We start from the raw sequence: 22150 nt of genomic DNA, 5'->3' as shown, positions 1-22150 counted from the left end.
GCGGTGTTATCATCGCAGCCAGCCGGTTTCCAAGGCGCCGCTCGATCGAGCGGCGTTTTGGTATCTGTAAAACGCAAATACGAATAATCCCATGGGCGGCGCTGGGTCGCGCCGTTCGCTGGCAAAGGTTGAAGATGATGCGGAGCAAGGTGACGGGTGCGCAGCGCTGGGTCGTGAAGATCGGCAGTGCACTGCTGACAGCGGATGGCAAAGGCCTGGATCGCCAGGCAATGGCGGTGTGGGTCGAGCAGATGGTGGCCTTGCATGAGGCTGGCGTTGAGCTGGTATTGGTCTCTTCCGGGGCCGTGGCCGCCGGCATGAGTCGCCTGGGCTGGACGTCGCGACCCAGCGCGATGCATGAGCTGCAGGCTGCCGCCGCCATCGGCCAGATGGGCTTGGTGCAGGCTTGGGAATCGAGCTTCGCCGAGCATGGTCGCCATACCGCGCAGATCCTGCTGACCCATGACGACCTGTCCGACCGCAAGCGCTACCTCAATGCCCGCAGTACGTTGCGGGCGCTGGTGGAGCTGAAAGTCATTCCGGTGATCAATGAAAACGACACGGTGGTCACCGACGAGATCCGTTTTGGCGACAACGACACGCTGGCTGCGTTGGTGGCGAACCTGGTGGAGGCGGACTTGCTGGTGATCCTCACCGACCGGGACGGCATGTTCGATGCCGACCCGCGCAACAATCCCGATGCCAAGCTGATCTACGAGGCCCGTGCCGACGACCCGGCGCTGGATGCTGTGGCGGGTGGCACCGGCGGTGCGCTGGGGCGTGGCGGCATGCAGACCAAGTTGCGCGCGGCGCGCCTGGCGGCTCGTTCCGGGGCGCATACGATCATCGTGGGCGGCCGGTTGGAGCGGGTGCTTGATCGCCTGAAGGCCGGCGAGCGTATCGGTACTTTGCTGTCACCTGAGCGCGGCATGCTGGCGGCGCGCAAGCAATGGCTGGCCGGGCACCTGCAGACCCGTGGCACGTTGGTGCTGGATGCCGGGGCGGTGTCGGCCTTGTCGCAGGGTAACAAGAGCTTGCTGCCGGTGGGGGTGAAGCTGGTCCAGGGCAGTTTCCGTCGGGGTGAGATGGTGGTGTGCGTGGCGCCGGACGGTCGTGAGATCGCCCGTGGCCTGGCCAATTACAGTGCGCTGGAAGCACAGAAAATCATCGGTCAGTCGTCTGATGCGATTGTCGGTCTGTTGGGTTATATGGCGGAGCCTGAGCTGGTTCACCGTGACAACCTGATCCTCGTCTAAGGAAAAATCATGGGTTTGGCAAAAGGATTGATCGGCTTGCTGTTGGCGATGCCATTGCTGGCTTCGGCTGAGGAAATTGGTCAGGTATCGACCGTTTTCAAATTTGTCGGGCCGAATGACCGGATCGTCGTCGAGGCGTTCGATGATCCCAAGGTCGATGGCGTGACCTGTTACCTGTCGCGAGCCAAGACGGGTGGGGTGAAAGGTGGTCTCGGGCTGGCCGAGGATCGTGCCGAAGCATCCATCGCCTGTCGGCAGGTTGGACCGATCAGCTTCAAAGGCGAGCTCAAGGACGGCGAAGAGGTGTTCCGTGAGCGCACTTCGCTGGTGTTCAAGACCATGCAGGTGGTGCGTTTCCTCGACAAGAAGCGCAATACGCTGGTGTACCTGGTCTACAGTGATCGCGTGATCGAGGGCAGTCCGCAGAATGCGGTGACGGCGATTCCGATCTTGCCTTGGGCACGGGCTCAATAACCTACGCAAAAAACTGTGGAAGCGAGCAGGCTTGCTCCCAAAGTTTTTTGCGATGTGCGGACAAAACGCAGGCAATAAAAAACCGACCCTGAGGTCGGTTTTTTAACGAGCGCGTCGCTTAGGCAGCAGCGGCAACGTTCAAGGCCTTTACGTGGCCATTCAGGCGGCTCTTATGGCGAGCAGCCTTGTTCTTGTGGATGATGCCTTTATCGGCCATACGGTCGATAACTGGCACAGCCAGAACGTAAGCAGCTTGTGCTTTTTCAGCGTCTTTTGCGTCGATGGCCTTGACTACGTTTTTGATGTAGGTACGGACCATGGAACGCAGGCTGGCGTTGTGGCTGCGACGCTTCTCAGCCTGTTTTGCACGTTTTTTGGCGGAAGGTGAGTTGGCCACCGTCGAGCTCCTCGAAAGACTTTTTAGGAAATAGCAAACAAAATAGGCCGCGAATCATGCCGATGAGTTGAGGTCTTGTCAAGGGCGGGTGACACGTTCCGCTGAATGGCAGGTGCGGCGCACCGAATGATTTCTTTCCGGCGTGCGACCTGTAAACTCGCGGGCTTTGGCGCTGTGCTGTTTAGCGGCGCGGAGTATCGCATAAGTGGGCGCATTGTTCGCCTGCTGTTTATCGACAGGCAAAAACTCTTTTCATGAACCTGCTCAAATCGTTGGCTGCCGTCAGCTCTATCACGATGCTTTCCCGCATCCTGGGTTTCGTTCGCGATACGCTGATTGCCCGGATCTTCGGTGCCGGAATGGCCACCGACGCCTTCTTTATCGCGTTCAAGTTGCCCAACCTGCTGCGGCGAATCTTTGCCGAAGGGGCCTTTTCCCAGGCCTTCGTACCGATCCTGGCGGAATATAAAAGCCAGAAGGGCGACGAAGCGACCCGCACATTCATCGCCTACGTGACGGGTTTGCTGACCCTGGTGCTGGCGCTGGTCACGGCCGCCGGCATGCTTGCCGCACCTTGGGTGATCTGGGCCACCGCGCCAGGCTTTACCGATACGCCGGAAAAATTCCAGCTCACCTCCGATCTGTTGCGGGTGACCTTTCCTTATATATTGCTGATATCCCTGTCGTCGCTGGCCGGGGCGATCCTCAACACCTGGAACCGGTTCTCCGTGCCGGCCTTCGTGCCGACGCTGCTCAATGTCAGCATGATCGTGTTTGCGTTGTTCCTGACGCCGTACTTCGATCCGCCGGTAATGGCCCTGGGTTGGGCGGTATTGGTGGGTGGCCTGGCGCAGTTGCTGTATCAACTGCCGCACCTCAAGAAGATCGGCATGCTGGTGCTGCCGCGGCTGAACTTGCGCGACAGCGGCGTGTGGCGGGTCATGAAACAGATGTTGCCAGCCATTCTCGGCGTTTCGGTGAGCCAGATTTCCCTGATCATCAACACCATATTTGCCTCGTTCCTGGTGGCCGGTTCGGTGTCATGGATGTATTACGCCGACCGCTTGATGGAATTGCCATCCGGCGTACTGGGCGTGGCGCTGGGCACGATCCTGCTGCCGACCCTGGCCAAGACCTACGCCAGCCAGGATCGCCATGAGTATTCGCGGATCCTCGACTGGGGGCTGCGCCTGTGCTTCGTGCTGGTCCTGCCTTGTGCCTTGGCGCTGGGGATTCTCGCCGAGCCGCTGACGGTTTCGCTGTTCCAATACGGTCAGTTCAATGCCTTTGACGCATTGATGACCCAGCGAGCGTTGATCGCCTATTCGGTGGGACTGCTCGGAATCATCGTGATCAAGGTCCTGGCGCCGGGTTTCTACGCCCAGCAGAACATTCGCACGCCGGTGAAGATCGCGGTCTTCACCCTGGTAATGACGCAACTGTTCAACCTGCTGCTTATCGGCCCCCTGGCCCACGCCGGCCTGGCCCTGGCGATCAGCGCGGGTGCCTGCCTCAACGCCGGCCTGCTGTTCTATCAGCTGCGCAAGCAGAAGATGTATCAACCACTGCCGGGCTGGGGCAAGTTCGGCTTCAAGCTGCTGGTCGCCGTGGCGGTGATGTCGGCGGTGTTGCTGGCGGGGATGCATTTCATGCCGGCTTGGGGCGAAGGGCAGATGCTTGAGCGTTTCCTGCGCCTGGGCGTGCTGGTCGTGGCGGGCGTGGTGGCATATTTCGGCATGCTGCTGCTGATGGGGTTCCGTTTGCGCGACTTCAACCGCAAGGCGTTGAGCTGAGCGCGCGCTCATCCATGATCACAGGCCCGACGGCGGTTTTGTCGGTTCGATCACTTTGGGTTACGGTGTTGCCTGTCACCGACCGCCGGGTGTGGTTATAATCGGCCACTTTATGAGCAAGAAGCGCGTTATGCAGCTGGTTCGAGGCCTCCACAACCTGCGTCCCCGACATCGGGGCTGTGTCGCCACTATTGGCAACTTCGACGGTGTCCACCGTGGCCACCAGGCTATCCTGGCGCGGCTGCGCGAGCGTGCGCTGGAGTTGGGCCTGCCCAGCTGCGTGGTGATCTTCGAGCCGCAGCCACGGGAATTTTTCGCCCCGGACACCGCCCCGGCCCGCCTGGCCCGGTTACGCGACAAACTGCAACTGCTGGCCGCCGAAGGCGTCGATCGGGTCCTTTGCCTGGCTTTCAACCAGCGCCTGAGCCAGCTCAGTGCCGCCGAGTTCGTCGACACAATCCTGGTGGATGGTCTCGACGTGAAGCATCTGGAAGTTGGCGACGATTTCCGTTTCGGTTGCGACCGGGCCGGGGATTTTGATTATTTGCAACAGGCCGGCATCGCCCAGGGGTTTACCGTCGAAGCGGCGCAGACCGTCGAGATGGATGGCTTGCGCGTCAGCAGCACCCAGGTCCGCAATGCCTTGGCGGCGGCCGACTTCGAATTGGCCGAGCGCTTGCTCGGTCGCCCGTACCGGATTGCCGGGCGGATCCTGCACGGGCAGAAGCTGGCGCGCCAACTGGGTACGCCAACGGCCAACGTGCAGCTCAAGCGACGTCGCGTGCCGCTGACCGGGGTATTCCTGGTGAGTGTCGACATCGACGGCAAGACCTGGCCCGGCGTCGCCAATATCGGCGTACGCCCCACGGTGCAGGGAGATGGCAAGGCCCATCTCGAAGTACACATTCTGGATTTTGCCGGCGATCTGTATGACCGGCGTTTGACGGTGGTTTTCCACCAGAAGCTGCGTGAAGAGCAGCGTTTTGCCTCTCTGGAGGCGCTCAAGACGGCGATCCATGCAGATATCGCCGCCGCCCGTGCCCTTGTCGCAACCAGCGCCAATCGCTAATGAAGAGCCTTAAATGACCGACTATAAAGCCACGCTAAACCTTCCGGACACCGCCTTCCCAATGAAGGCCGGCCTGCCTCAGCGCGAACCACAGATTCTGCAGCGTTGGGACAGCATTGGCCTGTACGGAAAGTTGCGCGAAATTGGCAAGGATCGTCCGAAGTTCGTCCTGCACGACGGCCCTCCGTATGCCAACGGCACCATCCACATCGGTCACGCGCTGAACAAGATTCTCAAGGACATGATCATCCGCTCCAAGACCCTGTCGGGCTTTGACGCGCCGTATGTCCCGGGCTGGGATTGCCACGGCCTGCCGATCGAGCACAAGGTCGAAGTGACCCACGGCAAGAACCTGGGCGCCGACAAGACCCGCGAGCTGTGCCGTGCCTACGCCACCGAGCAGATCGAAGGGCAGAAGTCTGAATTCATCCGCCTCGGCGTGCTGGGCGACTTCGCCAACCCGTACAAGACCATGGACTTCAAGAACGAAGCCGGCGAAATCCGTGCCCTGGCGAAAATCGTCGAGGGCGGCTTCGTGTTCAAGGGCCTCAAGCCGGTGAACTGGTGCTTCGATTGCGGTTCGGCCCTGGCCGAGGCGGAAGTCGAGTACGAGAACAAAAAGTCCTCGACCATCGACGTCGCGTTCCCGATCGCCGATGAAGACAAGCTCGCCGCGGCGTTCGGCCTGGGCAAGCTCGCCAAGCCCGCCTCGATCGTGATCTGGACCACCACGCCGTGGACCATTCCGGCCAACCAGGCGCTGAACGTCCATCCTGAATTCAACTACGCCTTGGTTGACGTCGGCGACAAGCTGCTGGTGCTGGCCGAAGAGCTGGTCGAATCCTGTCTGGTCCGCTACAACCTCCACGGTTCGGTGATCGCCACCGCCCCGGGCTCGGCGCTGGAACTGATCAATTTCCGCCATCCGTTCTATGACCGTCTGTCGCCGGTGTACCTGGCCGACTACGTAGAACTGGGTGCGGGCACCGGCGTGGTTCACTCCGCACCGGCCTATGGCGTCGACGACTTCGTGACGTGCAAGAAATACGGCATGGTCAACGACGACATCCTCAACCCGGTGCAGAGCAATGGCGTGTACGTGCCGTCGCTGGAGTTCTTTGGCGGCCAGTTCATCTGGAAAGCCAACCCGGCCATCGTCGACAAGCTGACCGAAGTCGGCGCGCTGCTGCACACCACCGTCATCGAACACAGCTACATGCACTGCTGGCGCCACAAGACCCCGCTGATCTACCGCGCCACCGCGCAGTGGTTCATCGGCATGGACAAGCAGCCCTCCAGCGGCGACACCTTGCGCCAGCGCTCCCTCAAGGCCATCGAAGAGACCCAGTTCGTGCCGGCCTGGGGCCAGGCGCGCCTGCACTCGATGATCGCCAACCGTCCGGACTGGTGCATCTCCCGCCAGCGCAACTGGGGCGTGCCGATCCCGTTCTTCCTGAACAAGGAAAGCGGCGAGTTGCACCCGCGCACCGTTGAACTGATGGAAGTCGTGGCCAAGCGCGTCGAAGCCGAAGGCATCGAAGCCTGGTTCAAGCTCGACGCCGCCGAGCTGCTGGGCGACGAAGCGCCGCTGTACGACAAGATCAGCGACACCCTGGACGTCTGGTTCGACTCCGGCACCACCCACTGGCACGTGCTGCGCGGTTCGCACCCGATGGGCCACGAGAGCGGCCCACGCGCCGACCTGTACCTGGAAGGTTCGGACCAGCACCGTGGCTGGTTCCACTCGTCCTTGCTGACCGGTTGCGCCATCGACAACCACGCGCCGTACCGCGAGCTGCTGACCCACGGCTTCACCGTCGACGAGTCCGGCCGCAAGATGTCCAAGTCCCTGGGCAACGTGATCGCGCCGCAGAAAGTCAACGACACCCTGGGCGCCGACATCATGCGCCTGTGGGTGGCGTCCACCGACTATTCCGGCGAGATGGCCGTTTCCGAGCAGATCCTGCAGCGCAGCGCGGACGCTTACCGTCGCATCCGTAACACCGCGCGCTTCCTGCTCTCGAACCTGACCGGCTTCAACCCGGCCACCGACCTGTTGCCGGCCGAAGACATGCTCGCCCTGGACCGCTGGGCCGTGGATCGTACTTTGCTGCTGCAACGCGAGTTGCAGGAGCACTACGGCGAATACCGCTTCTGGAACGTCTACTCCAAGATCCACAACTTCTGCGTGCAGGAACTCGGTGGTTTCTACCTCGACATCATCAAGGATCGCCAGTACACCACCGGCGCCAACAGCAAGGCGCGCCGTTCGTGCCAGACCGCGCTGTTCCACATCAGCGAAGCGCTGGTGCGCTGGATCGCACCGATCCTGGCGTTCACCGCCGATGAGCTGTGGGAATACCTGCCGGGCGAGCGCAACGAGTCGGTGATGCTCAATACCTGGTACGAAGGCCTGACGGAACTGCCGCAAGGCTTCGAGCTGGACCGTGCGTATTGGGACCGCGTGATGGCGGTCAAGGCGGCGGTCAACAAGGAAATGGAGATCCAGCGGGCGGCCAAGGCCGTCGGCGGAAACCTGCAGGCCGAAGTGACCCTCTATGCCGAAGACGCCTTGAGCGCCGACTTGGCCAAGCTGGGCAACGAACTGCGTTTCGTGCTGATCACCTCCACCGCCAGCGTTGCACCTTTCGTGCAGGCGCCGACCGATGCGGTGACCACTGAAGTCAGCGGCTTGAAGTTGAAGATCGTCAAGTCGAACCACACCAAGTGCGCCCGTTGCTGGCATTGCCGCGAAGACGTCGGCGTGAATCCGGAGCACCCGGAAATCTGCGGTCGTTGCGTCGACAACATCAGCGGCAGCGGCGAGGTTCGCCACTATGCCTAATGCAGCGGGCCGTTTCGGTCGGTTGGGCTGGCTCTGGTTGAGCTTGCTGGTTCTGGTCATCGACCAGGCCAGCAAGTACTACTTCGAGAACGCGTTGACGATGTACCAGCAGATCGTGGTCATTCCCGACTACTTCAGCTGGACTCTGGCCTACAACACCGGCGCGGCGTTCAGTTTCCTGGCCGACAGTTCGGGCTGGCAGCGTTGGCTGTTCGCCCTGATCGCCATTGTGGTCAGCGCCGTGCTGGTGGTCTGGCTCAAGCGCCTGGGGCGTGACGAAACCTGGCTTGCCGTGGCGCTGGCCTTGGTCCTGGGTGGTGCGCTGGGCAATCTCTATGACCGGGTTGCCTTGGGGCACGTGATCGATTTCATCCTGGTGCATTGGCAGAACCGCTGGTATTTCCCGGCGTTCAACTTTGCCGACAGCGCCATCAGCGTGGGCGCCGTGATGCTCGCGTTGGATATGTTCAAGAGCAAGAAAACCGGAGAAGCCGTCCATGACTGAGCAGCGTATCGCTCAAAACACCGAAGTGAAGCTTCACTTCGCCCTGCACTTGGAAAACGGCGACACCGTCGACAGCACCTTTGACAAGGCACCGGCGGTGTTCAAGGTCGGCGACGGGAACCTGCTGCCGGGCTTCGAGGCGGCGATCTTCGGTTTCAAGGCCGGCGACAAGCGCACCGTGGTCGTGCCACCGGAAAACGCCTTTGGTCAGCCCAACCCGCAAAACGTGCAGACCATGCCACGCTCGCAATTCCAGGACATGGAGTTGTCCGAGGGCTTGCTGGTGATTTTCAACGACGCGGCCAATACCGAATTGCCGGGTGTGGTAAAGGCTTTCGACGACGCCCAGGTGACCGTGGACTTCAACCATCCATTGGCGGGCAAGACCTTGAATTTCGAAGTGGAAATTCTTGAGGTCAAGGCGGTTTAAGGTTTAACGGCAATTATCGCCCCCACAATACCTGTGGGAGCGAGCTTGCTCGCGAAAGCTGACTCACAGCCACCGTCGAGTTGACTGACCCACCGCTTCGCGAGCAGGCTCGCTCCCACAGACACGAGGCACAGCATGCAAATCAAACTCGCCAACCCCCGTGGCTTCTGCGCCGGCGTGGACCGGGCGATCGAAATCGTCAACCGCGCCCTGGAAGTCTTCGGGCCGCCGATCTACGTGCGCCATGAAGTGGTGCACAACAAGTTCGTCGTCGAGGACCTGCGCAATCGCGGGGCCATTTTCGTCGAGGAACTGGATCAGGTGCCGGATGACGTCATCGTGATCTTCAGCGCCCACGGCGTGTCCCAGGCGGTGCGTACCGAAGCCGCCGGCCGTGGCCTGAAAGTGTTCGACGCCACATGCCCGCTGGTGACCAAGGTGCACATCGAGGTCGCGCGCTACAGCCGCGACGGTCGCGAATGCATCCTGATCGGCCATGAGGGCCACCCGGAAGTCGAAGGCACCATGGGCCAGTACGATGCAAGCAACGGCGGCGCGATCTACCTGGTCGAGGACGAGGAAGACGTGGCGGCACTGCAGGTGCGCAACCCGGAAAAGCTTGCCTTCGTCACCCAGACCACCCTGTCCATGGACGACACCAGCCGGGTCATCGACGCCTTGCGTTCGCGCTTCCCGGCCATTGGCGGACCGCGCAAGGATGACATCTGCTACGCCACCCAGAATCGCCAGGACGCGGTCAAGCAACTGGCCAACGAGTGCGACGTGGTCCTGGTCGTCGGCAGCCCGAACAGCTCCAACTCCAACCGCTTGCGCGAGCTGGCCGAGCGCATGTCCACCCCGGCCTACCTGATCGATGGCGCCGAAGACATGCAACGCAGTTGGTTCGACGGCGTCGAGCGGATCGGCATTACCGCCGGTGCGTCCGCCCCGGAAGTCCTGGTGCGCGGCGTGATCCAGCAGTTGCAGGCTTGGGGCGCAACCGGCGCCGATGAGTTGGCTGGCCGTGAGGAAAACATTACGTTCTCGATGCCGAAGGAATTGCGCGTCCGCTCCCTGCTTTGAGTCCTTTTGCACACAAGGCCTGCTCGGCCTTGATACTTTCCAGGCGGACGCGACCGGAAGGCGCCAGTATCACTTGATGATGGCTGACCGGCCCGCGTTTGGCGCACACATGCAGCGTGCCGGCCTGGAACGAGCCATTGGAGTGGAGCGCTTCGCCCTGGCTGCCGAACCTCACCCTGCGTTTGACCGGCGAGTTGCCGATCACTCGGGCGCGTGCAGTGCGCTCCATCAGCAAGGTTTGCTCCTTGTCGTCCAGCATGATCCGCCAGCCGTTGCCCCAATCGTTGTCTATCCCTTGTATCAATACACGACGGTTGCGCGTGATGGCTTCGCTGCGGGCGCTGCGCAATCCGCTGAGCAGCAACTGCGCCGTGTCCTCGCGCTGGATGGATTCGATCAGTTCTTTGTAGCTTGTGCCGGCCCAAGGCAGAACAATCGCGGCAATTGCCAGTCCCATAAGCAGTTCGAGCAGGCTGAAGCCCTGTTGGTACATGACGTCTCCTCCCTGGAGATTGTGGAGCGGACTAAAAACTTATGAATCATTGGTGGCGAGGGGTTTTATCCCCGCTGGGCTGCGAGCAGCCCCCAAACCAGGCCTCGCGGGGTTCAAGCAGGAACGAATCAACATCATTGGGGCTGCTGAGCAGCCCAGCGGGGTTAAATCCCCTCGCCAAAGGTTGCACATATGGCGGTGGTTTGTTCTAGCGTTGTAGAAGCAGGTATAGCCGACGGCAACGGAGGGCATCGATGGATCTTCGTACAAAAGGTTTCACGCTGATCGAGCTGCTGGTGGCCCTTGGCGTGCTGCTGATCCTGATCACCATGGCGGTGCCGTCGTTCACCGGTTCGCTGCAAAGCAGCAAGGCCGATACGGAGATCGGCGACCTGCGCCGCGCCTTGAACTTCGCGCGAATGGAAGCGATCAATCGTGGCATTACCACACGCATTCGCCCGACGACGCAGGGCGGTGCCTGGAGCGGTGAATTGATCGTGTACGACAACACGGGCAATCCGGCCAACCCGACCGATGTGTTGCGGGTTGTTCCAGCGATGGGCAGCGGCGTGACTCTGACGCTAACCTCAGAAGTGACCGGTATCGATTTCAACAACCTGGGCGGATTATCGGCACCGGCCACTCCGGTGGGCTTCAGTTACGTACGGGGGGCGCAGAGCAGGACGCTCAATGTTTGCCTCAATGGACGCATTGTATTGGATGGAAGTTGCGGATGAAGGGTTGCAGTAGAAGAGCGCAGGAGGGCATGACGCTGATCGAGGTGCTGGTGGCGGTGCTGATCCTGGGCGTAGGCTTGCTGGGGGCGGCAATGGTCCAGCTCAACGCGCTCAAGTACACCGACAGCTCGCGCATGACCAGCCAGGCCAGCTTCATCGCCTATGACCTGCTGGACCGCATCCGCGCCAATTCCGCCGCCGACTACACCATCACACCGCCCACCTCGCCCAATCTCAGCGTGACCCGGGACCAGGACCTGTATGACTTCAAGACCAACATCGTCGCCTTCGGCGGCGCCACGGCAACCGGCACTGTCGCGCTGAACCAGCGGGTCTACACCATCACCATTTCCTGGGACGATGCCCGGGCCGCCAACACGACCGATGCGGCCGAAGCACGGCGCAGCTTCGTGTTGACCAGCCGCGTCGCCGTCGATCCGGTGGCGACGCCGCCATGAACAGACGCAGCCGGGGCTTCGGCCTGATCGAATTGATGATCGCGCTGGTGATCAGCCTGGTCGTCGTGTTGGGCGTCGTGCAGATTTTCATCTCCGCCAAGAACACCTATGTCAGCCAGAACGCTGCGGCGGTGATGCAGGAAGACGCACGGTTTGCCTTGAGCAAGATGGTCCAGGAGATTCGCATGGTGGGCATGTTTGGCTGCCTGGCGAGCATTACCGATGCCTCTTCGAACAACGATTTCGCCGCCAGCCAAATCACACCGATTCGCTGGGACAACGCCAACCGCAGGTTGACCCTGGTGACGGCCGACATCGGCAACAGCGGCGGCACGCCGGCCTGGACCATCATTTCCGATTGCCGTAACACGGCGACCGCCTACACCGACGCACGAATCCCGGCGAGCGGGCAATTGGCCTTTCCGATCCGTCGGCTGGTCTACGGCTTCACCAACAATCAACTGCTCCTGGGCAGTGGCCGAGGCAACCCGACCATGGCGGTGCTGGTGGACAACGTGCGGGCGTTCGACGTGATGTTTGGCGTGGCCGGCAGCGCAACGGACATCGCCGCCAGCAGCTACAGTGCCAACCCGACCGACCCGGCGCTGATCCGCAGCGTGCGCCTGACGCTGACGCTGTTCGATCCAAAGAACAGCGTGCGCGACCAGACCTTCAACGTGGTCGCCGCCTTGCGCAACCGGCTGCTATGAGGAGGCAATCGATGAACTCGACAAGCCTCAAGCATCGCCAGCGCGGTATGGCGTTGCTGGTCAGCCTGGTCTTTTTGCTGCTGCTGACGCTGATCGGCCTGTCGTCGATGCAGAGCGCCACGCTCCAGGAAAAAATGACCAGCAGCGTCATGCAGCGCAACCAGTCGTTCCAGTTGGCCGAGGCAGCGCTGAGAGTGGGGGAGAGCGCGGTGCAGGTCGAGACGTATTCATTGCCGGTCTGCACCACCACGGCCCAATGTGCCCCACCGGCCGAATCTGCGACGGTGAACGCGGCGGGGCGCAACTCGTCGTCGGGCGTGCTCTGGGTGGCTGCCGCGGGCGGGTTTTATGGCGTGCAGAACATCGGCACGACGGTTACGGCAGTCAACGTGCCGATCAATACCTCGGCGACGCTGTACCGGATCACCGCGGTGGCTGTAGTGGGCAATAACCAGCGCAGCGTGGTGGAGAGCATCTATGCGAAATATTAGGGCGCTGCGGGGCTGGTTGTGGGGAGTGTTGCTCAGCCTCTACCTGACGGCTCCGGTGTACGGCTTCACGCCTTCGGAATCACCATTGTTGAGCGCGGCGGCGGTGACGCCCAACGTGATGCTGCTGATCGACGATTCGGGGAGTATGAACAATATTATCTGGGCGGCGGGGTTTGACCCGGCGGCGACGCAGACGCGCACGTTCGCGTGTAACTCCAGTAGCAGTTGCAACGACAGATATGAGTTGGACCTGGACGATTCGAACATCCTGTTGGTGGGGCTTTTACGGGGCGGCTGCTCGTCTGGTTGGCACGGCTTCTATCGATCCGGTATCGGGCGGATCTGTCTGCGGCTGCCGGATCCCGTGGGTGGCGGTAACACCCGTTATACTGCCCGGTACCTGGCCTATCTGGTGACCCTGGCCAACGGCTCCAGCCGGGACTTCACCACGGGCACGATTCCCAACGACTACCGAATCAACGTCGCGCGGGATGTCTCGACCGACCTGGTCGCCAACAACCGCGCCCTGCGCATCGGCCTGGCCACCTTCAACCCGCCCAACAGCAGCAATTCGGGCCCGGGTGGCTATATTGCCCGGGCCATCAGCGATCTATCGCCAGTGAGTGGCAGCGTCACCCAGACCCAGGCCAACAGCAACTACAGCGCCCTGATCAATGCCATCAACGGCCTGGGCGCCGTGGCAAACACCCCATTGGCCGAAAGTTACTACGAAGTCACTCGCTATTTCCGTGGCATGGCGCCGTATTACAACGGCACCCCCAGCACCTACACCAGCCCGATCCAGTATCGATGCCAGAAGAACTTCGGTGTCGTGATCACTGACGGCCTGCCCACTTATGACCGAACGTTTCCGACCAATGACCCACAGGGCGGATCCCGCCTGCCTAATTGGGACGGTATCAGCAGCAACGACGGAGCCGATCCGCTCGGCAATGCGGAGGGCGACACGCTTTACCTGGATGACATCGCCAAGTTCGCCTTCGACATCGACATGCGCTCCACCGGTACCGACGTCACGGGGAAAAGTTGGGATGGGGCCGAATTTGGCCGGCAATATCTCAATACCTACACCGTAGGATTTGCCGTTACCAACCAGATGCTCTCCGACGCCGCTCGTTATGGCGCGGGCAAATATTATCCGGCCACCAACAGCGAGGGCCTGAGCTCGGCGCTGTCATCGGCCCTCAGCGACATCACCTCCAAGGCCGGTTCTGGAGGCGGCGGCACCAGCAATGGCGCCACGCTTACCAGCACTTCGAGTTTCTACCAGACCACCTATGATCCCAAGGATTGGCGCGGCACCATAAGAGCGTTCGGCTTCAACTCCACTGGAACGGTCAACACGGCGGCGGCGCAATGGACCACCGATACCGCCATCGTGCCCGGCGCAACGGCGCCGATCTATCAGTCCTGGAACACCGCGACCAACGTGCCGGTAACCCTGGCCTACGGCAACTTCTCGCCGGCCCAGCAGGCCAGTTTGAGCCAAGGCCTGCCAACGGGTGTCACCGGCAACGACCTGGTGGAGTGGAGCAAGGGTGTCAACAGGACCGGGCTGAAGGTGCGCAGCGTCTTGCTCGGGGACATCATCAACTCTCCGCTGGTGCTGGCTTCACCCAACGACCAGACCGCTTCGGACCTGGTGAACGACACCAGCTACAGCACCTACCTGACGACCAAGGCCGCGAACATGAACGCCAGCCTGGTGGTGAACGCCAACGACGGTTTCTTCAGTGTCATCAACAGTACGAACGGAACCCGGCGTTATGCTTATATGCCATCGAGCGTCCTGCCCTCATTGCAGTTCATCGCTGATCCCAGCTACATCAACGGCGTGAGCCATAAGTTCCTGGTGGACGGGCAGGTCGGCGTCTTTGATGCGCAACTGGGCAGCGTCTGGAAAACCCTTGCCCTGGGGGGAACCGGCGCGGGTGGCCGGGCTTTCTATGCGGTGCAGCTGTTCGATGCATCGGCGGGCAACGCGATACGGGCGTTGTGGGAGATCAGCGCGCCGACCGTTGCCAACACGGCCAACGCATTCAATGACCTGGGCTACGCCTACGCGCGCCCTGAAGTGGCACGGCTGGCGGATGGCCGCTGGGCCGCTTTCATTTCCAATGGTTACGGTAGCAATACCGGTGTGGCGGCGCTGTACGTGGTGGACATTCGCGACGGTTCGCTGATCCGGAAAATCGTCGTCAACAGCAGCGAAACCAATAACGGCCTGTCCTCGGTCAAGCTTCGGGTCAACTCGCAGAACGTGGTGCAGGCCGCCTACGGTGGTGACTTGAGAGGACGGATGTGGAAATTCGACCTCAGTGGTACTTCTCCGAATACCTGGGGCCTGGCATTTGCCGGCCAGCCGTTATTCACCGCGCCCGGTGGCGCAACGCAACCGATCACCGCACAACCCCTGCTGGCGGAGAACCCTCAGGGAGGCATCCAGGTGTTTTTCGGCACGGGTAAGTTCAATGAGTCCGTGGACAAGCTAAACAAGGATTTGCAGGGGTTCTATTCGATCTGGGACGCTGCCGGCGGCACGGGGCAGATGACCGTCGCGAACCTGCAGGCCCAGTCGATCACCAGTATCTTTTCCGGTACCACCGGGCAATTTGTCACCACCAGCCAGAACAACGTCGCTTATCCCACCCAAAAGGGCTGGTATCTGCCTCTGATATATAACAACGCGTTGACCGGTGAGCGGGTGATCAACCCGGCCAACCTGGTGCTTGGACGCGTTGTCTTTACCACCGCCGCCGTGGACACCACCGACCCTTGCGCCAGCTTTGGTACCGGCAAACTGATCGAAGTGGATGCGTTCAACGGTAAGATGCTCAACTATGCGGTACTCGATACCAACAACGACGGTTCGCTCAACAGCCTCGACACGATTTCCGCGGGGGTGGTGTTCACGGGCGGTATCCCGACCCTGAGCGCCGTCGTCAGTGCCAACGGGGCCACTAACATGATCGTGAACGATTCCGGCGGCGGTATCACCGACCTGCTGGGCAAAGCCGTCGGCGGCAGCCGCCGCATCATGTGGCGACAAATACAGTGAGAGGCAAGGCATGCACAGATCCAACCGTGGGTTCACCTTGATCGAAATCATGATCGTCATTGCGATCATCGGTATCGTGATCACCATCGGCTATCCGAGCCTGACCGAGTACATGAAAAAGGCCCGGCGTACGGAGATCGCCTCGCTGTTGTCGGAGCAGGCGCAGATCCTCGAGCGTCATTACTCGAAGAACAACGTCTACACCAACGCGACCGGCCTGAGCACCGGCAATGATTTCTACACCATTACCCCGACGACGCTGACGGACCAGGCTTTCACTCTTACAGCCTTGCGCAAGAGCGGGTCGTCCATGGCGACGGACAAATGCGGTGATTTCACGATCAACAACACCGGCAAGCGGGACATAGTCAACTCCGCCGCCGACGTGACCGCCAAGGATTGCTGGGGCCGCTGAGTTTTTCTTTTTTCGGGCGCTGTCTCGCGCCCTCTGTCTTGTGAGCCGAAACAGAACATGACCAAGCAACAGCAAGTGGTGATCGTTGGCGGCGGAGTCATTGGCCTGCTGACCGCATTCAATCTCGCCTCCGAAGGGCAGCGCGTCGTCCTGCTGGACCGTTCCGGCGTTGGCCAGGAGTCATCCTGGGCCGGTGGCGGTATCGTTTCGCCGTTGTACCCGTGGCGTTATAGCCCGGCGGTCACTGCGCTGGCCCATTGGTCGCAGGATTTTTATCCACAGCTGGGCGAGCGCTTGTTTGTCGCTACCGGAATTGATCCGCAGGTGCATGTCACCGGCCTGTATTGGCTGGACCTCGACGACCAGGACGAAGCGCTGGCCTGGGCCGAGCGGGAAGGGCGTCCGCTGCGGGCTGTGGATATCTCCGAGGTCCACGACGCGGTGCCGGTGCTCGGTTCGGGATTTTCCCGGGCGATTTACATGGCGGACGTGGCTAATGTGCGTAATCCGCGGCTGGTGAAGTCGCTCAAGGCAGCCTTGCTGGCGCTGCCCGATGTCACGCTTCATGAGCACTGCGAAGTCAGTGGATTCATTCGCGACGGTGGACGTGTGGTGGGCGTGCACAGTTCTGCTGGTGAAATTCGTGGCGATGAGGTGGTGTTGGCCGCCGGTGCCTGGAGTGGCGAGTTGCTCAAGACCTTGGGCTTGAAGTTGCCGGTCGAGCCGGTCAAGGGCCAGATGATTCTCTATAAGTGCGCGTCGGATTTTCTATCGAGCATGGTCCTGGCCAAGGGCCGATACGCGATTCCGCGTCGTGACGGGCACATTTTGGTTGGCAGTACGCTGGAGCGGGAGGGCTTTGACAAGACGCCTACCGACGCGGCGCTGGAGAGCCTGAAGGCTTCGGCGGAGGCGCTTATTCCTGAGCTTGCCGATGCCGAGGTGGTGGGGCATTGGGCCGGGTTGCGGCCGGGGTCGCCGGAGGGGATTCCCTATATCGGCGTCGTGCCGGGGTTCGAGGGTTTGTGGTTGAACTGTGGGCATTATCGCAATGGGTTGGTGCTGGCACCGGCTTCGTGTCGGTTGTTTGTGGATCTGATGTTGGGGCGGCAGCCGGTGGTTGATCCTGTGCCTTATTTGCCTTCTGGGCGGTTGTAATTCGTGTACATATCCAATGCTGCGGTAACGGCTGCTTAGGGTTCCGCTCTTACAGCGGGTTACTTTTTTGGCGTCTGAAAAAAGTGAATCGCTGTACACCGTCGCGGCCGGCATTGCCACCGAATCCCTCCTCGCCAACCTCAGCGAAACCCTGGCCTCAGCCAACGCCACCATCAGAGACCTGGCCTTCGACCTTGAAGGCTCACGACGACAAATCGCCCTGGGCGTACAGCAACTGATTGAACTGGGGTGAATTGCTCGCCAATCGAGTGCTGGACGAGCAGGTACCGGTGGGCTAAAGAAATCGTCGGGTAGAAGGACTGGTCCGTGGCGAGGGATAAATCCCCTCGCCACAAAGATTTGTATGGCTCTGGCTGAGCTGGATGAACTCGTACTCAATCCAACCCCAACTTCTTCAACCGATATCGCATCGACCGAAACGACAACTTCAATCGTTGTGCCGCCGCCGTGCGATTCCAGCGGGTTTCCTCAAGCGCCTGGAGGATAACCTTGCGCTCGACATCTTCCAGATAGTCTTCCAGGTTATCGACCCGCACCAGATCGGGATTCGCCAGGTCACCAGCAGCGTTGCTTTCGGCAAGCCGCAAGTCGTCAGCCTCGATCTGATGGTGTTCGCAAAGGGTATAGGCTCGTTCGAGCATGTTCTCCAGTTCTCGCACGTTGCCCGGAAAGCGATAGTTGCGCAGGGCCTCGAGCGCCTGTGGATGCAGCGTCGCCGCAGGATTGCCGGTGCCGGCGGCGAGGCGCTGGAGCATGTGGTTGGCCAGTGGTTCGATGTCTTCACGGCGTTCGCGCAGGGGCGGGACGCGCAGCTCGATGACGTTCAGTCGGTAATACAGATCCTGGCGAAAGCGCCCGGCGGCGACTTCGGCGTCCAGGTCTTTATGGGTGGCGCAGAGAATACGTACGTCCACTATTTCTTCCTGCTGCCCCCCAACGGCGCGCACGGCTTTTTCCTGGATGGCCCGCAAGAGCTTGACCTGCATCGTCAGCGGCAGGTCCGCCACTTCGTCGAGAAATAGCGTTCCGCCGTGGGCGGCCTGGAACAGTCCGGGTTTGTCTTCGATGGCGCCGGTAAAACTGCCTTTGCGGTGGCCAAAAAATTCGCTTTCCATCAGCTCCGTGGGAATCGCCCCGCAGTTGACGGGCACGAAGTGCTGGCTGGCCCGCGGGCCTTGTTCGTGGATCAGGCGGGCGACCAGTTCCTTGCCGCATCCCGACTCACCACTGATGTATACCGGTGCCTGGCTGCGGGCCAGTTTTTCGATGTGGTTGCGCACGCTGCGCATCGGTGGCGAGTCGCCCAGCAGGCAGCGCTCTACGGTCGCGGTGGGCGTGGTGCCCGGTGACAGGCGCAGGGCGCTGCCGACGAGTTCGCGCAGGCGGGCCAGGTCGACGGGCTTGGTCAGGAAATCGAAGGCGCCGGCCTTGAGGGCATCGATGGCGACTTCCAGGCTGCCGTAGGCGGTGATCATCGCCACGGGCAGTTGGGGATAACATTGCTGGATGTGTTTGACCAGCTCCAGGCCGGTGCCATCGGGCAGGCGCATGTCGGTCAGGCACAGGTCGAAGGCTTCGCCCGCCAGCGTCGATTGCGCCTCGGCCAGGTTCTTGGCGCTGCGGGTGTCGAGTTTCATCCGTCCCAGGGTCATTTCCAGGAGTTCGCGGATGTCCGGCTCGTCATCGACGATCAGGATTCGTTGCCGTGAGCGTGTATTCAAATCTGTTTCCGTCCGTGAGCAAAGGTGATGCGAAAGCAGCCGCCGCCTTGGCGTGGTTTGAAGTCTAGGCGGGCCTGGTTGCTTTCGCACAGCTCACGGGACAGATAGAGCCCAAGGCCGGTGCCCTGGTGGCTGGTGGTGAAGAAAGGTTCGAACAAGTGCGCCTGCTGGTCGGGCGTCACGCCGGGACCGTTGTCGCGGATGTCCAGTGCCGCCAATTGGCTGTGCGGATCGATGAACAGCTCCAGCCAGGCTTCGGCCCGTTCATGGGCCATCGCGCTGTGGCGCCAGGCGTTGCGTAGCAGGTTGTCCAGCACTTGCGCCAATTGGTCGGGGTCCATCAAGGTGATGTAGTCGCCCGGGGCGATGTGCAGGTGCAACTGTTGGTGTGGCGCCGCGCTTTCCCGGGCTTGTTGGACGAATTGCTCCAGCCAGGCGCGTAGGTCCAGGCGTTGCGGCGCGGTTTGCTGGCGGCGGGACAGTTGCAGGACATTCTCGATGACGCGGTTCATACGTTGGGAGTGATCTTGAATAATCTGCGTCAGACGCCGGTCCGCGTCGTTCAGTTCCTCGGATTCACGCAGCAATTGTGCGGCGTGGCTGATTGCCCCCAGTGGATTGCGGATTTCATGGGCAATACCGGCGGTCAGGCGCCCGAGGGAAGCCAGCTTCAGTTGCTGGGCGTGTTGGGCCACCTGGGCCAGGTCTTCGAGGAATACCAGGATCTGTTGCTGGTCTTGTGATCCCAGGGCGATGAAGCTGGGCTGCAACGTCAGGCCGCTGCCGCTGATGGTCAGGCTCTGCGGTCGCAGGCTGGGGTTGTTCAGCCACAATTGCAGTCGTTCGACCAAGGCGCTTGATGAGTCATCGATCCGCTGGCCGATCAGGTCATGCATACCCAGCAGGTTCAAGGCGCTTTCGTTGGCCAGTTGTACCTTGCGTTGGCGGTCCAGGACCAGGATGCCGGTGCGCATGCGTTGCAAGATCAGTGCGTTGAGCGCTTCGAGGCTGAGCACTTCGCTGGCCCGTTGCTCGGCAAGGGTTTCGCTGGCTTCCAGTCGTCGGGTCAGGCGTTGCACCAGCAAGGCAGCGGCAAAGCACAAGGCGCCCAGGGTGCCCGCCTGCAGATAACTGCTGGGCCGGCTCGAATCACTGAGGCCGAGCACCAAGGTCGAGCCGACGATGCCGAGGGTGGCCACGGCAGCGAGTAACAGGCCGATCCGGCCTCGCAGCAAAGTATTGCCGATCGCCACCGAGACAATGATCAGGTTACCAATGGCACTGGGAGCACCGCCCGCGACGAAGAACAACCAAGACAACAGCGAGACGTCGGTCAGTGCCAGGCCAAACAGTCGGGCGGGGTGGCGGGTGTTTTCGAGGAATACCACCAACAGGATGTTCAGGATCAGGTACAACCAGCTGCCGCTGCGCAGCAGATCGTCGTTGGCGAACTCCAGCAGGCGGTTGTCCATGTTGCTGGAGATCAACAGCACCAGCGTGATGCCGATGCTGAGGCGGTACAGGTGATAAAGACGCAGCAGGCGCTGCGCCTGTTTGACGCGGGGGCGTTCGGCCTCAGCGATCACGAGTACCCGGGCCTTGCTCGAGATGAGCCTGGCTGCAATACCATTGTTGCTCGAGCGCCAGCGCCCGGTCCCGCGGCAGATGTACGCCGCAATGGGCGCAGCGAACCATCGGCGGGGCATCCTGCTCGCGGGGCGAGTTGGGCGCGGAAGAGGCGCCCTTGAACTTGCGCCACAGCCATATCGCGGCGGCAATCAATACGATCCAGAACAATAGACGAAGCATGGTGGGCGGCTTTTTGGCTAGAGATCAGGCAGTTTAGCCAAGGACAGGAACGGCGCACAGCGCAATAAAACCCGGGCACAAAAAAGGAGACTCGCAAGTCTCCTTTTTTCATCGGGTCGTGTCTTAGTCAAACAGGCCGAAGGTCATGTAGCTGAGCCAGGAGCGGTCGCTGGACTCGCTTTCAGGTTCTTCTTCCTCGATCGTGTCGCCATTTTCATCTTTTGGCTTGAGCTCGTCCGGGATGGCTTCCTTGGCGTCCTGGAACTGACGCTGGACGTCCTGGTTGGCGCGGGTTTCGCCCGGCGGCAGCGGAGGACGGGACTCGATCAGGCCCAGGGTCGCCTTGCTCAGCCACGAACGGTTGTCGGCTTCGGCGACGCGTGGGGTGAACTGGCCGTCGACCAGGGAAGGGTGGTCAGGGTAGTTCAGCTTCAGGGTTTCCAGGCTGGTGGCCGCCAGGTCGTCCAGGTGCAGGCGCTGGTAGGCTTCGGTCATCACCGCCAGGCCGTCGCCCACCGATGGGGTTTCCTGGAAGTTTTCCACAACGTAGCGGCCACGGTTGGCGGCGGCGACGTAGGCCTGGCGAGTCAGGTAGTAATCAGCCACGTGGATTTCGTAGGAAGCCAGCAGGTTGCGCAGGTAGATCATGCGCTGCTTGGCATCCGGCGAATAACGGCTGTTGGGGAAGCGGCTGGTCAGCTGGGCGAACTCGTTGTAGGAGTCGCGCGCGGCGCCCGGGTCACGCTTGGTCATGTCCAGCGGCAGGAAGCGCGCCAGCAGGCCGACGTCCTGGTCGAAGGAGGTCAGGCCCTTGAGGTAGTAGGCGTAATCGACGTTCGGGTGCTGCGGATGCAGACGAATGAAGCGCTCGGCGGCGGACTTGGCAGCTTCCGGCTCGGCGTTCTTGTAGTTGGCGTAGATCAACTCCAGCTGGGCCTGGTCGGCGTAGCGACCGAACGGATACCGCGACTCCAGCGCCTTGAGCTTGGCGGTGGCGCTGGTATAGCTGTTGTTGTCCAGGTCGTTCTGCGCCTGTTGGTACAGTTCGACTTCGCTCAGGTTTTCGTCTACGACTTCCTTCGACGAGCAAGCAGCAGTCAATGCGAGGATGGCGATCAGCAGCAGGTGTTTCACTTGCATGGCGGCTTGCGTCCCTATGACGGCCGCTGTCTTGGGCGGGGCCGTCCTGTTATGATGAGCGCCCCG

The 22150-nt window shown here is 61.3% G+C and carries 21 protein-coding genes and 1 pseudogene; 16 read left to right on the top strand and 6 right to left on the bottom strand.

Going from position 1 to position 22150, the window contains the following annotated elements; genetic code table 11:
* Positions 1–137: 137 nt before the first annotated feature.
* Together proB and VQ575_RS22650 are read left to right on the top strand one after the other, a co-directional pair.
* Positions 138–1256 (top strand): glutamate 5-kinase, encoded by a 1119-nt coding sequence (gene proB, locus VQ575_RS22655; protein ID WP_039593901.1) that lies wholly within the window; start codon positions 138–140, stop codon positions 1254–1256.
* Positions 1257–1265: 9 nt separating this feature from the next.
* Positions 1266–1730, top strand: a complete 465-nt coding sequence (locus tag VQ575_RS22650; protein WP_039593900.1) for a CreA family protein — start codon at positions 1266–1268, stop codon at positions 1728–1730.
* Positions 1731–1848: 118 nt separating this feature from the next.
* Here the strand turns inward: VQ575_RS22650 and rpsT are convergent, their stop codons facing one another.
* Entirely contained in the window at positions 1849–2127 is a 279-nt protein-coding gene (gene rpsT, locus VQ575_RS22645; protein WP_020798646.1) for a 30S ribosomal protein S20, read from the bottom strand.
* A gap of 254 nt (positions 2128–2381) precedes the next feature.
* On the opposite strand from rpsT, the gene murJ reads away from it, so the two are divergent.
* From murJ to ispH, 6 genes are all read left to right on the top strand, one after another.
* Positions 2382–3920, top strand: a complete 1539-nt coding sequence (gene murJ, locus VQ575_RS22640) for a murein biosynthesis integral membrane protein MurJ (protein ID WP_039593899.1) — start codon at positions 2382–2384, stop codon at positions 3918–3920.
* 130 nt (positions 3921–4050) lie between these two features.
* On the top strand, positions 4051–4989 hold the full coding sequence (gene ribF / locus VQ575_RS22635) for a bifunctional riboflavin kinase/FAD synthetase (RefSeq protein ID WP_039593898.1): 939 nt from the start codon (positions 4051–4053) through the stop codon (positions 4987–4989).
* Between the two features lie 13 nt (positions 4990–5002).
* On the top strand, positions 5003–7834 hold the full coding sequence (ileS, locus tag VQ575_RS22630; protein ID WP_325918449.1) for an isoleucine--tRNA ligase: 2832 nt from the start codon (positions 5003–5005) through the stop codon (positions 7832–7834).
* Positions 7827–8339, top strand: a complete 513-nt coding sequence (gene lspA, locus VQ575_RS22625; RefSeq protein WP_039593896.1) for a signal peptidase II — start codon at positions 7827–7829, stop codon at positions 8337–8339. The genes ileS and lspA overlap by 8 nt, the downstream gene beginning before the upstream one ends.
* Entirely contained in the window at positions 8332–8769 is a 438-nt protein-coding gene (gene fkpB / locus VQ575_RS22620; RefSeq protein ID WP_030140281.1) for an FKBP-type peptidyl-prolyl cis-trans isomerase, read from the top strand. The genes lspA and fkpB overlap by 8 nt, the downstream gene beginning before the upstream one ends.
* 135 nt (positions 8770–8904) lie before the next feature.
* Positions 8905–9852: a 4-hydroxy-3-methylbut-2-enyl diphosphate reductase gene (gene ispH, locus VQ575_RS22615; protein WP_045156987.1), complete on the top strand. Its 948-nt coding sequence runs from the start codon at positions 8905–8907 to the stop codon at positions 9850–9852.
* Here the strand turns inward: ispH and VQ575_RS22610 are convergent.
* Positions 9806–10345: a GspH/FimT family pseudopilin gene (locus VQ575_RS22610; RefSeq protein ID WP_039593894.1), complete on the bottom strand. Its 540-nt coding sequence runs from the start codon at positions 10343–10345 to the stop codon at positions 9806–9808. The two genes, ispH and VQ575_RS22610, sit on opposite strands and share 47 nt — an antisense overlap.
* A 254-nt stretch (positions 10346–10599) precedes the next feature.
* Here VQ575_RS22610 and VQ575_RS22605 point away from each other — a divergent pair, with 254 nt between their 5' ends.
* From VQ575_RS22605 to VQ575_RS22570, 8 genes and pseudogenes are all read left to right on the top strand, one after another.
* Positions 10600–11082: a GspH/FimT family pseudopilin gene (locus VQ575_RS22605; RefSeq protein ID WP_039593893.1), complete on the top strand. Its 483-nt coding sequence runs from the start codon at positions 10600–10602 to the stop codon at positions 11080–11082.
* Entirely contained in the window at positions 11079–11540 is a 462-nt protein-coding gene (pilV, locus tag VQ575_RS22600; protein ID WP_039593892.1) for a type IV pilus modification protein PilV, read from the top strand. Before VQ575_RS22605 ends, pilV begins: the two co-directional genes overlap by 4 nt.
* The gene (locus VQ575_RS22595; protein ID WP_039593891.1) at positions 11537–12250 is read left to right on the top strand and encodes a PilW family protein; all 714 of its coding nucleotides are present in this window, start codon (positions 11537–11539) and stop codon (positions 12248–12250) included. The genes pilV and VQ575_RS22595 overlap by 4 nt, the downstream gene beginning before the upstream one ends.
* A complete protein-coding gene (locus tag VQ575_RS22590; RefSeq protein WP_411829920.1) occupies positions 12247–12741 on the top strand; it encodes a pilus assembly PilX family protein in 495 nt (164 codons plus the stop codon). Before VQ575_RS22595 ends, VQ575_RS22590 begins: the two co-directional genes overlap by 4 nt.
* Positions 12728–15820 carry a pilus assembly protein gene (locus tag VQ575_RS22585; protein ID WP_325918447.1) on the top strand — a complete coding sequence of 1031 codons (3093 nt, stop codon included), beginning with the start codon at positions 12728–12730 and terminating at the stop codon, positions 15818–15820. Before VQ575_RS22590 ends, VQ575_RS22585 begins: the two co-directional genes overlap by 14 nt.
* A 10-nt stretch (positions 15821–15830) precedes the next feature.
* Positions 15831–16235, top strand: coding sequence for a type IV pilin protein (locus VQ575_RS22580; RefSeq protein ID WP_039593888.1), 405 nt, complete (start codon positions 15831–15833; stop codon positions 16233–16235).
* 57 nt (positions 16236–16292) lie between these two features.
* Positions 16293–17393, top strand: a complete 1101-nt coding sequence (gene thiO, locus VQ575_RS22575) for a glycine oxidase ThiO (RefSeq protein WP_039593887.1) — start codon at positions 16293–16295, stop codon at positions 17391–17393.
* An 82-nt stretch (positions 17394–17475) separates the two neighbouring features.
* Positions 17476–17692 (top strand): annotated as a pseudogene (locus tag VQ575_RS22570) (DUF6124 family protein); the annotation flags it as partial.
* Between the two features lie 96 nt (positions 17693–17788).
* On the opposite strand, the gene VQ575_RS22565 reads toward VQ575_RS22570, so the two are convergent.
* From VQ575_RS22565 to VQ575_RS22550, 4 genes are all read right to left on the bottom strand, one after another.
* Complete coding sequence (locus VQ575_RS22565) at positions 17789–19135, bottom strand: sigma-54-dependent transcriptional regulator (protein ID WP_325918446.1); 1347 nt, start codon at positions 19133–19135, stop codon at positions 17789–17791.
* Positions 19132–20721 carry a two-component system sensor histidine kinase NtrB gene (locus VQ575_RS22560; RefSeq protein ID WP_039593885.1) on the bottom strand — a complete coding sequence of 530 codons (1590 nt, stop codon included), beginning with the start codon at positions 20719–20721 and terminating at the stop codon, positions 19132–19134. The genes VQ575_RS22565 and VQ575_RS22560 overlap by 4 nt, the downstream gene beginning before the upstream one ends.
* Positions 20711–20944 (bottom strand): PP0621 family protein, encoded by a 234-nt coding sequence (locus VQ575_RS22555; protein ID WP_039593884.1) that lies wholly within the window; start codon positions 20942–20944, stop codon positions 20711–20713. Before VQ575_RS22555 ends, VQ575_RS22560 begins: the two co-directional genes overlap by 11 nt.
* 123 nt (positions 20945–21067) lie before the next feature.
* Positions 21068–22084, bottom strand: coding sequence for an outer membrane protein assembly factor BamD (locus tag VQ575_RS22550; RefSeq protein ID WP_045156978.1), 1017 nt, complete (start codon positions 22082–22084; stop codon positions 21068–21070).
* Between the last annotated feature and the right edge of the window lie 66 nt (positions 22085–22150).

The organism is Pseudomonas frederiksbergensis (assembly GCF_035751725.1).
Lineage (GTDB): Bacteria > Pseudomonadota > Gammaproteobacteria > Pseudomonadales > Pseudomonadaceae > Aquipseudomonas > Aquipseudomonas frederiksbergensis_A.
This window is presented reverse-complemented; position numbering and strand designations above follow the sequence as displayed.

Coding starts and splice junctions, on each gene's coding strand:
- pilV (WP_039593892.1), top strand. CDS start 11,079: ATGAAGGGTTGCAGTAGAAGAGCGCAGGAGGGCATGACGCTGATCGAG.
- VQ575_RS22580 (WP_039593888.1), top strand. CDS start 15,831: ATGCACAGATCCAACCGTGGGTTCACCTTGATCGAAATCATGATCGTC.
- VQ575_RS22550 (WP_045156978.1), bottom strand. CDS start 22,084: ATGCAAGTGAAACACCTGCTGCTGATCGCCATCCTCGCATTGACTGCT.
- ribF (WP_039593898.1), top strand. CDS start 4,051: ATGCAGCTGGTTCGAGGCCTCCACAACCTGCGTCCCCGACATCGGGGC.
- fkpB (WP_030140281.1), top strand. CDS start 8,332: ATGACTGAGCAGCGTATCGCTCAAAACACCGAAGTGAAGCTTCACTTC.
- proB (WP_039593901.1), top strand. CDS start 138: ATGCGGAGCAAGGTGACGGGTGCGCAGCGCTGGGTCGTGAAGATCGGC.
- VQ575_RS22595 (WP_039593891.1), top strand. CDS start 11,537: ATGAACAGACGCAGCCGGGGCTTCGGCCTGATCGAATTGATGATCGCG.
- VQ575_RS22555 (WP_039593884.1), bottom strand. CDS start 20,944: ATGCTTCGTCTATTGTTCTGGATCGTATTGATTGCCGCCGCGATATGG.
- murJ (WP_039593899.1), top strand. CDS start 2,382: ATGAACCTGCTCAAATCGTTGGCTGCCGTCAGCTCTATCACGATGCTT.
- VQ575_RS22610 (WP_039593894.1), bottom strand. CDS start 10,345: ATGTACCAACAGGGCTTCAGCCTGCTCGAACTGCTTATGGGACTGGCA.
- thiO (WP_039593887.1), top strand. CDS start 16,293: ATGACCAAGCAACAGCAAGTGGTGATCGTTGGCGGCGGAGTCATTGGC.
- VQ575_RS22590 (WP_411829920.1), top strand. CDS start 12,247: ATGAGGAGGCAATCGATGAACTCGACAAGCCTCAAGCATCGCCAGCGC.
- lspA (WP_039593896.1), top strand. CDS start 7,827: ATGCCTAATGCAGCGGGCCGTTTCGGTCGGTTGGGCTGGCTCTGGTTG.
- ispH (WP_045156987.1), top strand. CDS start 8,905: ATGCAAATCAAACTCGCCAACCCCCGTGGCTTCTGCGCCGGCGTGGAC.
- VQ575_RS22585 (WP_325918447.1), top strand. CDS start 12,728: ATGCGAAATATTAGGGCGCTGCGGGGCTGGTTGTGGGGAGTGTTGCTC.
- VQ575_RS22650 (WP_039593900.1), top strand. CDS start 1,266: ATGGGTTTGGCAAAAGGATTGATCGGCTTGCTGTTGGCGATGCCATTG.
- ileS (WP_325918449.1), top strand. CDS start 5,003: ATGACCGACTATAAAGCCACGCTAAACCTTCCGGACACCGCCTTCCCA.
- VQ575_RS22605 (WP_039593893.1), top strand. CDS start 10,600: ATGGATCTTCGTACAAAAGGTTTCACGCTGATCGAGCTGCTGGTGGCC.